This is a genomic window from Chryseobacterium sp. P1-3, assembly GCF_000738495.1.
GTDB classification, from domain to species: domain Bacteria; phylum Bacteroidota; class Bacteroidia; order Flavobacteriales; family Weeksellaceae; genus Chryseobacterium; species Chryseobacterium gallinarum.
Map to the genome: position 1 here is coordinate 17846 of NZ_JPEQ01000022.1, position 12086 is coordinate 29931.

Below are 12086 nucleotides of genomic sequence, written 5' to 3' on the forward strand. Positions count from 1 at the left end.
TTATTGATAAGCCCCGAGAGTAGGATTAGAAGTTCTGGATACATTTACAATATCAAAAGGCACCGTTCCTGCCACCGTTAAATTTCCTTTGCCTTTTGCCGGAGAGGCAGGTGTTACCCTTAAGTTCATTTTGGCCATGAAGTAATTAACAAATTTCGGATCCTCATTCTTGATACTTTGCAGTACATTAGGACTTGAGTCAAAAGGGAATCCGGCCTCCGATGTATTTGAGTATTTAAGCAAACAGTTTTGGATCAAGAACTCAAACTGTTGACCGGGTGTAGGTTCAAAATGAATAGAATTATCCCTGTCAGAGTAAACAATACTGTTTCTTATGCTAAGCTGCTGTAAAGCACCCTGTTCTGTCTGCCCGGAATCATTTTTCCATTCATTGGTTGCGAAAATGCCCTTCCTGTCAAAATTGTTCATTGTTCTGGAGTAATTGGCAATTGTAGCATGGGTATAAGAGTGATTTCCTCCTCTGAAGATCCCAATACAGGAAAGCCCGCAATTATTCATCACCAGGTTGCTGGCATTGACCGTAGAACCTACCGCATAAATCCCATACTCAAAGAAAGTATGAATGAATGAATTATTGATCGTAGCATTGGTTTGCTTCATCTCCAGGCCTCTGGTTCCCCCGAATAACCTGGCATGGTTCATATTAAGAGTCGTATTGGCCTCCATTTTTATAGAGTTCCAGTTTTTAGGCACCGTATCGTATGCTGTATCGTTTCTGTCTCCGCGAAGGATAACCTCCTGATCCTGGGTCCCATTGATATTTAAAGTTGACCCGGCAGAAAATTTCATACCGCTGTTTTTATGGAAATACACCTTGGTTCCCTTTTCGATATTCAGTACTACATTAGGATTGATCGTCAGATCACCGTAAATAATCTTAGCTTTATTATTATTCCAGGTAGTATGGGCTGCTATTATATTAGGATTGGAAGGCGTTTGAATAAAGAATTCTGCATCCTGAACTACAGAAAATAAAGTGACATGCTGTTGTCCGGCAGCACCGGTAAAAACAACACGGTCTTCAGCAATGGCTTCTGGCCCGGTAGCTTCAGGTGCGATTTCAACAAAAATATAAAGACTGTCTTTCTTTCTTAAAGGAACATTTTTAAAATCATAACCGGGTTTTCCGTCTACATTGATTCTATATAAGGATGCTGAACCTTTCTCAAGATTGATCCTGGGAATCATAATATCTTTATCTTCATTATTATATACTTTTACAGCATAAGTTTCTGAGCGTACCTGATGGTAAACCGTATCACAGAATACCGTATCCCTTGAAAAACGCAATTGCTGTGAAGGAGCATCAAAGGTAATATCATCCTTATTACATGATACCGCTACAAGAAGCATCCAGAAAGAAAAAGCCAGTAATAATTTGAATTTCATCGAAATTAAAGTTTAAGTAAGTTCCAAATTTAACGAAAATACTTTGAATTTCTTATCAATTAAAAAATATTGAATTCTGTATTTGGATATTAGAAAAAATGTTGTACTTTTGCAACCTAAAATTAGCAGAGAAATATCCATTACTATTTCGAAAGCAAACTTTAATTTTTTAAAAATTGTATTATGAAAAACGGAATTCACCCAGAAAATTATAGACTTGTTGTTTTCAAAGATATGAGTAACGACGAGGTGTTTCTTTGCAAGTCTACTGCAGAAACAAAAGACACTATCGAGTATGAAGGACAAGAGTACCCTTTGATTAAAATGGAAATCTCTTCAACTTCTCACCCTTTCTACACTGGTAAAGTGAAATTAGTTGACACTGCAGGTAGAGTTGATAAGTTCATGAACAAATACAAAAAATTCGCTAAATAATTTTTTGTATCATTAAAATACTGAAGTCTTCCAATTATTTGGGAGACTTTTTTTATTAAAAGATAGAAAGCCTTTCGCTCAATGAGCTCTCTATTAAATCACAGACTGGAAATATTGCCTTTAGCCAATCTCTTTTCTTTAGTCTTATATCTTTATCTCAACTTCTCCCATCTTTTTGTATTTTTGTGTAAAGTGGAAATTTGATGCAGAAAGTCTGTTATTGAAACAGGATTTTTCAACTCTAACTTTCAACTTCTAACTTTTTAACTTCTAAAAAATGCAATTAGTATTTTCAGACGCACAATATTGGGAAGACTTTCTTCCACTTACCTTCACCCGCCCCGTGGCAGCCATGCGATGTGGAATTCTTACCTTCTCCGAAAGATGGTCTAAAATCCTGGAGAATACCGAAATTTCTTACTTCACGGAAACTTATCTTCAGGATAAATTTAAAAGCCCTGATGAAAAAGAAAGTCTCTTTCTGGTTCCGAACTTTCTGCCTACGGAAACTGTTATTCAACAGATCAGGGATCTTAAACAGGGAGAAGCTTTGGTATATGAAGATGAATTGGTAGCGGCCAGAATAAACATGAAAGGCTTTTCCTTAAACCAGATTGAAAAAATGACAGATATTAAAGACCTGATCTTCTTTAAAAAGCCTGCTGACCTGTTTACTTATAACCATCACGCTATAGATTTTGACTTTGATCTTCTTACGAAAGGCAGGACTTCACAGGAATTGTCTTCCACCAATGGTTTTTTAGGGGACAAAAAAGACCTGTTTATTGAAGAAGGAGCAGAAATTGAATTTTCTACATTGAATACCAGAACCGGAAAAATCTATATTGGAAAAAATACTGAAGTGATGGAAGGATGTCATCTCCGGGGCCCTATAGCGCTTGGTGATCACTCAAAATTCAATCTGGGAGCCAAAATTTATGGAGCCACTACGATTGGTCCCCATTGTAAAGTAGGAGGAGAGGTCAATAATATTATCATTTTCGGTTACTCCAGTAAAGGACATGAAGGTTTTGTAGGGAATTCTGTGATCGGGGAATGGTGTAATTTCGGTGCAGACAGTAACTCTTCCAATATGAAGAACAATTATGCCCATGTAAGATTCTGGAATTACAGGACCAAAGCCTTTGAAGACACCGGACTACAGTTTGCCGGCCTGATTATGGGCGATCATTCCAAAACGGCCATCAATACACAGCTGAATACAGGAACAGTAGTAGGTGTAGCTTCTAATATTTTTAAACCGGGCTTTCCGCCTAATCTTGTAGAAAACTTTTCATGGGGCGGATTGAAAGATGATGAAAGGTTCAGGCTGGATAAAGTTTATGAAGTGGCAGAAAGAGCAATGGCCAGAAGAAAAGTGGCTTTATCAGAGGAAGACAAAGCGATTTTAAAACATATTTTTGATAACTATTAGTCTATTCATTATAAAAACTTCAATTTTTTTTTGAAGTTTTTTTTATTTTCGATGTAATAGATTTGAAACGGTAGTTGTCTTACCTATAAGAAACAAAACTCATGACCCAAGAAACTTTCAAGAATACGGTGTTTATTCTCAAAGACGAGATGTATCGTTTTGCGAAAAGGTTCGTTATGAGCAGTGATGAAGCAGAAGATGTGGTGCAGGATTTGATGATGAAGTTCTGGCAAAAAAAGGATGAGCTTGAGCAATTTGGGAATTTTAAATCCTATGCATTGAAGTCCGTCCGGAATGAATGTCTGAACCGGCTGAAACATCACGATGTCAAGTTAGGATTTGCTGATTTGCAGTTGCATCGTTCGGAGCTGTACAGCATGGAGGTTGATAATCTTAAAGAACACATTATAGGATTTATCAACCAGCTTCCGGAGAAACAAAAAATGGTTATCCATTTGAAAGATGTAGAAGAGTATGAAGTGTATGAAATTTCTGAAATGCTGGAAATGGAGGAAAATGCGGTAAGGGTCAACCTTATGCGGGCAAGACAAAAAGTAAAAGAACAAATCTCACAACTGATGAGCTATGAAAAAAGATCAATTACAGAATAAATATGACGAAGTCTTCCGGGAAATTAAGGAAGATAAGATGGATTGGAGTTTTGAAGATTTTCTTCAGAAAGCAGAGGGTACACCCGTTTCTGGAAAAGAAGAAGGCCCTGTAATCCCGCTCGAAAAAAATAAGCCCTCTTTTCCTAAATGGTTTTGGATGGCTGCCAGTGTAATGCTGCTTTTCAGTGCAGGCTTTTTCTTTTATCATCAGCATTCAGCTAATGTTCAGTATAAAAAACAACTCGTAAAAGACGAAGTTTTAAGGCAAAAGTCGGATTTTATTGAAGAAAATAACGAACATCAGCATCAGGTAGCGGCGAATCATTCAGATTCTGTTTCAGGAGCTAAAAAAGATTCCATTTTTCAGGAAAATTCAATAGCGGAGAAAGATGTTTTAGATGAAATCCTACCTAAAAGAGGAAGGCTCAAAAAAGAAAGAAAGCCGAGATATGTAGACAATTCTTCTTTTAAAACAAATACGGTTTCAAAAGATTCTACAGGATATAAAAAATTCTTACGTTATTGTGAACGGAAAAAGAATTGATAATGTAGAAGAAGCCATCAATGTGACTAAGTATTCATTCCAGATATTTGCAAATAACGTTAGTGAAAAATTGGTACAGCCTAAAGTGGTAGATGATGATTATTAAATGAAAGAAAGTATTAATCATTAAGTAAAAAAAAATTGACTCATGAAAAAACTATTCATAATATTCGCACTTGCTTTTTCCCATTTCTTTACGGTGTATGGGCAAAGAGATAAATTCGATCAGCTTTTTGACAAATATCAGGAAGTAGAAGGCGTTACTTCTATTAAAATTGCCAAGCCTATGTTTGGAATGCTGAGCAGTCTGAACATTGATGATTCCCAGCTGGATCAGATCAAACCGTTATTGTCAAAAATCAATGGTTTAAAGATTTTGATTACAGAAAATCCTGAAAAATCAAATACTTCTGATGGTCGCAGGGTTCAGAATAACCTTTCCCAGTTGAGTAAGGATATTTCCTCTTACCTGAAGAATCTGAACTACAATGAAATCATGTCCGTAAACAATTCCGGAGCAAAGATAAAATTTCTTTCCGCTGAAGCCAGGAATGGTATTCTGGATGATTTATTATTGAGCATTGATGGCGGAAGTGGAGAAAGTATTTTTGTAATGCTTGATGGTAAACTTTCTATGGATGATGTGAGTAAAATCATCAGCTCCAGTGAAACCAAAAAAAAATCCGGTCAGTAATATAAAAAGTAATATCACATCAGAAAATAATCCTTCTTACCTGAATGGAGAAGCAAGAAATGTTGGTGACTTTTCAGGAATCCAGGTAAGTACCGGAGTGAATGTAGTCTTCAAGCAGGAAAAACCTGCCAGTGTAAAAGTAATTGCAGATTCTGATAAGTTGCAATATATCATTACAAAAGTAGAAAACGGGATATTGAGAATTTATATTGATAACAAAGGAATAAGGAACCTGAAATTTAGAAATTTAAGTGTAAATGTTTCCTCTCCAAAAATGAGCAGCATTGATGTTTCTTCCGGATCAAACCTTACGGTGGTAAATGCCATTCAAGAGAATAATATGAGAATTGATGCATCATCGGGAGCCAATGTGACAGGTGATTTCAAAATCTCAGGAGCAACGGATATTTCGGTTTCTTCAGGAGCCAACGTCAGAGCCGGGATTACGACCGGAAAAATCTCAGTCAAAAGCTCAAGCGGATCCAGTACAAATCTGAGCGGAAGTGCCGAATCCGGAACTATTGATATTAGCAGTGGAGCCGTTTGTAAAGCTGATGATTTAAAATTAACTTCTCTTGAAACGGAAGCTACAACAGGAGGGAATCTCTCTGTAAATGTATCCGGAAAATTAAAAGTGAGAGCATCTTCAGGAGGTTTGGTAAAATATAAAGGAAGACCGGAAATAGAATCCAATATCAGTAAAACATCAGGAGGTACTTTAAGGCATTTGGATTAAAAAATGTTAGCCATGAAAACTTTTAAAAACATTTTTTTGACTCTTTTGATGATTGGTACCCTTCAATCCTGCATTGTTTCAGAAAAACCCAATATAGACTTTTTTTCAGATGCAGGATATGATTTTAAAGGAGCGAAATTTACAAGCTTTAATGTCCCGATGCTATTGGCAAAGCCCTATATCAAGAAAGCTCTGAGGGAAGATGGAGAAAGTGAGGAACTGGTAAACCTGGTAAAGAAAATTTCCAAAATAAAAATCCTTACCGTAGAAAACGGAAGCAAAGAGATGCTTAATGACTATGTTCGCTATTTGAACAATAGCCATTACGAAGATTGGGCAACCATAAAACATGACGGAGATAATGTCAATGTAAGGGTAAAACAAAATGGGGATGCTATTAAAAATATGCTGATTACTGTAAATTCAGATAAAGAATTGGTTTTTGTGGATGTAAAAGGAAGCTTTACAGCAGGAGATATTTCGAAAATGATCAATTCTTTTTCAGATAAATAATAGCTGTTATTATTTACAAACTTTGATAACTAACAAGTAGTTTCTATATAATACTAATTTTATTTTGTACATAACCATTCTTATCATAAGGATGGTTTTTCGATTTAAGTTATTGATTATTAAATTTTATTTAAACTATTAAAAAGGATTTTCATATCTCACCAAAATAACCTAATTTTGCAAAGAAAGTAAAGATGTCTATTCATAACAAAATTGTAGAGACAGCCATCACTTTCGATGACGTTCTTCTAGTCCCTTCTTATTCAGAAGTTTTACCTAATCAGGTTTCATTAAAATCAAGACTTACCGACAAAATCACGCTGAATGTTCCGATAGTTTCCGCTGCAATGGACACTGTTACTGAAGCTGATCTGGCCATAGCATTAGCAAGAGTCGGAGGTTTGGGCTTTATTCACAAAAACATGACAATCGCTGAGCAGGCTGCCCAGGTAAACCGTGTAAAGCGTTCCGAAAACGGAATGATTTCTGATCCGGTTACCCTTTCCAAAGATCATACTCTGGGACAGGCTAAAGAAATGATGTCAAAATACAAAATTTCAGGCCTTCCGGTAGTAGATGCTGAAAATGTGCTGATCGGAATTATTACCAACAGGGACGTAAAGTATCAGGAAGATCTTGATATAAAAGTGGAAGAGATCATGACCAAAGAAAATCTGATCACTTCCGATAAAGATACCAATCTTGAAAAAGCCAAAGAAATTCTTCTTAAAAGCAGAGTTGAAAAACTTCCAATCGTAGATAAAGATAATAAACTGGTTGGGTTGATTACCATTAAAGATATCGACAATCAGTTAGAATATCCGAATGCGAATAAAGACCAGGGCGGAAGACTTATTGTAGGAGCCGGAGTAGGGGTAGGAGAAGATACCCTTGACAGAATTGAAGCCTTGGTGCAGGCCGGGGTAGATATTGTAGCGATTGACTCTGCACATGGGCACTCAAAAGGGGTATTGGATAAAATTTCTGAAATCAGAAAAGCCTATCCGGAACTGGATATCGTAGGAGGAAATATTGTAACGGCTGAAGCGGCTAAAGACCTGATTGAAGCAGGAGCTAATGTTCTTAAAGTAGGAGTTGGCCCGGGCTCTATCTGTACGACAAGAGTGGTGGCAGGAGTAGGAGTTCCTCAATTATCTGCTATCTACAATGTGTACGAATACGCTCAATCTAAAAATGTAACTGTAATTGCCGACGGAGGAATCAAACTTTCCGGAGATATCGTAAAAGCGATTGCTAGCGGAGCAGGAGCCGTTATGTTGGGGTCTCTTTTAGCAGGAACTGATGAAGCACCGGGGGAAGAAATTATTTTCCAGGGAAGAAAATTCAAATCTTACCAGGGAATGGGTAGCCTTTCTGCCATGAAAAGAGGAGGTAAGGAAAGATATTTCCAAAGTGAGGCTAAAAAATTCGTTCCGGAAGGAATTGAAGGAAGAGTTCCTCATAAAGGAAAGCTGGAAGATGTAATTTTCCAGTTGACGGGAGGTCTGAGAGCAGGTATGGGATATTGTGGAGCTAAAGATATTGAAGCTTTGCAACAAGATTCCAAACTGGTTATGATTACCGGAAGCGGATTGAAAGAATCCCACCCGCATGATGTAATCATCACTCAGGAAGCCCCGAATTATTCTTTGTAAAAATAAGTGAGATTATAAATGAAACCGCACATTCCTGTGCGGTTTTTTTTATTTTGGATATTAATATTTTTTTTATTTTAAAAAAAATAGCTTTGAATAGAGCTTAGCTTATTTTAGTATACTTAAACCTGGGTTTAATTACTTTATTTAAAAACTGTCCTTTGGATTTTGCAGCGCTGAATTTCTCAATAATAGTCTGAGGCACCTTAAAATAGTCATAAACTGCTCCTGACTGATATATAATTCTCAATATTTCAGTGTCTGGAAAATATATAAATCGATTGACAACACTTGATGGCATGCAATACATATTGCAAAAAATGTTCCTATATTTGAGATAAGAATTTCTGATTTAATCAGATTGAATCTGGAAATGAAAGATGGAAATCATTGAGCCATAAAAAATAACCACTCATCTGTTTTTATCTTCCTTACAATCAAATTAATGGTGGCGTTGGCCTGAAAGTAACTTCAGCTTCCCTTCTCTTATACCTCTTCTTAACCTTGGCTCAGGTTAAATAGAGTTTTATGAATTCAGTATTTGATGATAATTGGTAATATGAAGATGTCCTTCCTCTTTAATCTCTACCTTTAGTTGATGTTTGAAAGCAATATCATGAATTTCTTTAGGAAGCATACTGCCTTTCTGACTGAGTATTTTACTCATATCCTTCAGCAGGTTGATATGAAGGATAAGATCTTCCTTTGCTTTTCCTGATAATTCCTGCATCAGCTTTTCCACCCTTTCGTCAGTAATATGCTGTTGCATGCGATGAGGATAATCTTCAAGACTGTAATTGGCCTGATAATCTTCTTCAAAACCATATTTTCTGATATAATCAATGGCAAGTGATGTAGCCTGTTCTCTGTCATGGCTTCTTCCGATGCTGGCATTTGCTTCTCCAAAAATAATTTCCTCGGCAATCCCTCCTGCAAGATAAATTTTAATCCTGTCAAGAAGGCTTTCCCTGGTATCATGTATCTGATGAGGAAAAGTAAATCCTGCGGCATAGCTGCTTGCTACCTTGCTTTTCAGCTGAAGAGGAGCAAATCCTGTATACAGCATATAAGAGACAGCATGCCCACATTCATGCACGCTGATATTGGCTACGGCATCCTGCTGATTAGATTGGCGTATCTTATCAATCCTTCCCAGGTATGGGATCTCAATCGTTCGTGCTCCAATCCTGCCGGTGATGACTTTCTGTTTTTCCAGATAATCAATTTCTATAGCAGTATCCTCATGAATAATGGCTTCAAAAAGAAACTTACTGAGATTGGTATCCAAAATATCAACCACACTGCTGAATACAGGGCGAACTCCCTGTACCGGAAATACACCGTTTCTGTAAATCAGCTCATTAATAGCTTTATTTATCTTTAGCGTAATGCCAAACTTTGTTTTGGTTTTGTGCTTTAACGTATTAATCTCCCTTTGAATCAGCTTCTGAAAGTCTTCCGTTTTTAATGAGAAATAAATCAGATGGATATTACCAAAACGGGCTACCTGTTCAGGGCGGAATTTTCTGGCAAGCGCATTTTTGATATCCACAACAGTGATTTTTTTAGTAAAAGCATGATAAATATTGGCATCTACATCCGCTTCACTGGTATCACGGGACATCTGAAAGGCTTCGTCCAGATTTCCGCTAATGATAATCAGCATTTTACTGTAGTCTACCGGCTCGTAGATTTTCTTTTCCTTTTGCTTTTTACGGATCAGTTTAATCATATCCTCTTCTTTCATGTCGATAATGCTCATGACATCATCATCCATGCTCAGATATTTTTTAAGCTCTTTGGCATCCCACAAATTGAGATAAGGATTTTCATCCAGTTCTGTCTCACCGTTGAGTTTTCGCCTGTCATTTTCCTTTTTACGGAAAAGATAAGAGAATAGATAGTGTTCAAGATCTTCGCGTTCCCGCTTGCTCAGGCGTCCATCACTCAGAAGTTCCCAGAAATCGGTGAACTTGGTTTGCGGTACAGGAGCACCATCCGGATCAATGGTATTGAAACGTTGAATTTCATCAAAAAGAACGATACTTGGCTTTTCATCACTAAGGCCATTGCTCTGGAAGATATCGGAAACACTTTTGCTCCAGGAAGTTTCATCGGTATTGCTGAGCTCAATTTCTACAAAACGGTTTTGAAATTCCAGAAACCGGACCATTTTCCTTATCAGATCTGTTTTACCCACTCCTGTCATGCCCCATAGATTGATGACAACAGGGCGGGTGAGGATTTCAGGCATCAAATACCAGATCTGCAGGTATTCCATCAGGTCATCAATGATCTTGTCTATTCCTATGAATTCTTTTTTGAGGAAAGCTTTGCAATCATCCAGCTTTTTCTTTTTCTTCCGGATCTCTTCTTTATTGATAATCATGCAGGAAAATTACATTATTTTTTTAAATTATCCTTAAAGTCTTCTATACGGAAATCTGTCTGGGCATTTCCTTTTTCAAATTTTTTCTTTGGAATAGAGTCTGAAATCGTTTTCCGTTTTTTTCTAAAAGATAATCATAGGGTCCTACATGGGAAATCAGTTTTACCAAGACCGGTGAAATCTCAAGACAAATAAACAATCCCATAATAAACGCTGCAGCAAGTCCTATGATAGCTGAATTTTTTCCAAGCTCATCCAATGCCTGAAGGCGGGCCGCAAAACCATTGAATTTATCCTCAAAAGTTTCTGTGGATTTTCTTTCAGTTTCCAGGTTGGTATATACTTTTGAAATTTCTTTATCCAGGTATTCAAGTCTTGGAGCTGCCTGTTTCTGATAATTCTCAAGATCTTGCCTGCGCTGTTCCTTTAACTCCTGTTTACGCTTTGCATTAGGTCCGAAGCCCTCTTTTCCACTGGTTAAGCCGGTTTGTTTTCCCAGAATTTCTTTTTCAAGCTCTACCGATGCGGAATCATAGGCTTTCTGATATTGAGCAATTTTTTCTGAGATTTGTTGCTTTTCTGTTTCAAATGGTCCGCTTTGCTGAAGGATCCTTCCGTTCATTTCTCCCTGAAGTTGCTTTTTATTTCTTTGAATAATGGTGTTCAATTGTTTATTGACCTCTTTTTCAAAGATTTTCAGCTCTAATGGTTTTGAGATAATAATCCCCAAGAATGTTGCTAATATCAAACGGGGAACTGCCATCAAAATCTGGTTCCACCACGTTCCTGTCTTTTTAATGGAGGAAACAATATATCGGTCCAGGTTAAAAATCATTAGTCCCCACAGGACACCAAATCCTGCGGCAGCCCAAATATTATCAAAAACAGTATACATGGCGTAGCCTGCAGAGAGAGTGGCAAATATGGCCGTGAAAAGTACAATGCCTCCGATTCCTGAAAACTTATTCCATTCACTGGGCGTTTTTCTTAAGATATGGATGTTTCCGCCTGAGCATATCATCAGAAACTTCTGGAACCAGTTTATTGCATGATTCGATTGATTTATAGTTTGTTGGTTTGTTTTCATAACAGAAAATTTATACAAATGTAGTACTAAAAATCATACCAATGTAAAAGATAGTATTATGTTTTACCAAGTAATTGTCTTGTATATGGCTAATGTGTTGGTTTACAGTTGATTTTGTTTAATGTGGGTTAGTATGAAAAATAAATAAATTACGACATGTTCTGTCGCTTTGCATCCCTACTTTTGTGATAGAAGGCAAATGAATCGGATAGGTTTAAATTCAACCAAAAATATAGATAAATCTACCATTGTGGGAAATATGAAAAAACTGTAGATTCGCAGCCAATAGTAATATAAATAGTAAAAACACAGCGTATGAAGAAATTCTACATGAGTGCATTTACCTTATGCATAATTTTTAGTTTGCCGGCCCAGGAAGTGGTTTGGCAGAAAGACATCAAATCCTCAACGCAGGATTTCCTAAGCCAGGTGACCACCACAATAGACCAGCAGTACCTTATCACAGGCAGCAGTATTCAGGCGGGAAGCCGGAAGCAGGGAACAGGAAATGCTGCCAGCCAGAACAACGGCTATGATTTCCACCTGGTAAAATTAAACCAACAGGGAGAACAGGTCT

The 12086-nt window shown here is 37.2% G+C and carries 12 protein-coding genes and 2 pseudogenes; 10 read left to right on the forward strand and 4 right to left on the reverse strand.

The features are described 5' to 3' along the window. On the reverse strand, positions 1–1410 hold the full coding sequence (locus HX13_RS20330) for a hypothetical protein (protein ID WP_050022564.1): 1410 nt from the start codon (positions 1408–1410) through the stop codon (positions 1–3). Between the two features lie 183 nt (positions 1411–1593). Between HX13_RS20330 and HX13_RS20335 the strand changes: the two genes are divergently transcribed. The 9 genes from HX13_RS20335 to guaB all read left to right on the forward strand — a co-directional run bounded on the left by HX13_RS20335 (position 1594) and on the right by guaB (position 8033). Continuing rightward, positions 1594–1845, forward strand: a complete 252-nt coding sequence (locus HX13_RS20335) for a type B 50S ribosomal protein L31 (protein WP_002976190.1) — start codon at positions 1594–1596, stop codon at positions 1843–1845. 277 nt (positions 1846–2122) lie between these two features. Next, positions 2123–3280: a GlmU family protein gene (locus HX13_RS20340; protein ID WP_050022565.1), complete on the forward strand. Its 1158-nt coding sequence runs from the start codon at positions 2123–2125 to the stop codon at positions 3278–3280. A gap of 101 nt (positions 3281–3381) precedes the next feature. Next, positions 3382–3891 carry an RNA polymerase sigma factor gene (locus HX13_RS20345; protein ID WP_050022566.1) on the forward strand — a complete coding sequence of 170 codons (510 nt, stop codon included), beginning with the start codon at positions 3382–3384 and terminating at the stop codon, positions 3889–3891. Beyond that, on the forward strand, positions 3866–4435 hold the full coding sequence (locus tag HX13_RS20350; RefSeq protein ID WP_050022567.1) for a hypothetical protein: 570 nt from the start codon (positions 3866–3868) through the stop codon (positions 4433–4435). The genes HX13_RS20345 and HX13_RS20350 overlap by 26 nt, the downstream gene beginning before the upstream one ends. Next, positions 4416–4541, forward strand: a complete 126-nt coding sequence (locus HX13_RS25780) for a hypothetical protein (RefSeq protein ID WP_262483589.1) — start codon at positions 4416–4418, stop codon at positions 4539–4541. The genes HX13_RS20350 and HX13_RS25780 overlap by 20 nt, the downstream gene beginning before the upstream one ends. Positions 4542–4583: 42 nt before the next feature. Beyond that, positions 4584–5129 carry a DUF4252 domain-containing protein gene (locus tag HX13_RS20355; protein WP_050022568.1) on the forward strand — a complete coding sequence of 182 codons (546 nt, stop codon included), beginning with the start codon at positions 4584–4586 and terminating at the stop codon, positions 5127–5129. After that, a complete protein-coding gene (locus HX13_RS20360; protein ID WP_050022569.1) occupies positions 5101–5865 on the forward strand; it encodes a GIN domain-containing protein in 765 nt (254 codons plus the stop codon). Before HX13_RS20355 ends, HX13_RS20360 begins: the two co-directional genes overlap by 29 nt. Before the next feature lie 12 nt (positions 5866–5877). After that, positions 5878–6378 carry a DUF4252 domain-containing protein gene (locus HX13_RS20365; protein ID WP_050022574.1) on the forward strand — a complete coding sequence of 167 codons (501 nt, stop codon included), beginning with the start codon at positions 5878–5880 and terminating at the stop codon, positions 6376–6378. Between the two features lie 194 nt (positions 6379–6572). Continuing rightward, complete coding sequence (gene guaB, locus HX13_RS20370) at positions 6573–8033, forward strand: IMP dehydrogenase (protein WP_050022570.1); 1461 nt, start codon at positions 6573–6575, stop codon at positions 8031–8033. A gap of 103 nt (positions 8034–8136) precedes the next feature. On the opposite strand, the gene HX13_RS20375 is transcribed toward guaB, so the two are convergent. The 3 genes and pseudogenes from HX13_RS20375 to HX13_RS20385 all read right to left on the reverse strand — a co-directional run bounded on the left by HX13_RS20375 (position 8137) and on the right by HX13_RS20385 (position 11509). Continuing rightward, positions 8137–8343, reverse strand: a complete 207-nt coding sequence (locus HX13_RS20375; protein WP_316931367.1) for a KTSC domain-containing protein — start codon at positions 8341–8343, stop codon at positions 8137–8139. Positions 8344–8559: 216 nt separating this feature from the next. Further along, positions 8560–10422: an AAA family ATPase gene (locus tag HX13_RS20380; protein WP_050022572.1), complete on the reverse strand. Its 1863-nt coding sequence runs from the start codon at positions 10420–10422 to the stop codon at positions 8560–8562. Between the two features lie 14 nt (positions 10423–10436). Continuing rightward, positions 10437–11509 (reverse strand): annotated as a pseudogene (locus tag HX13_RS20385) (DUF4407 domain-containing protein). Positions 11510–11824: 315 nt separating this feature from the next. On the opposite strand from HX13_RS20385, the pseudogene HX13_RS20390 reads away from it, so the two are divergent. Next, positions 11825–12086, forward strand: a pseudogene (locus HX13_RS20390) (T9SS C-terminal target domain-containing protein); the annotation flags it as partial.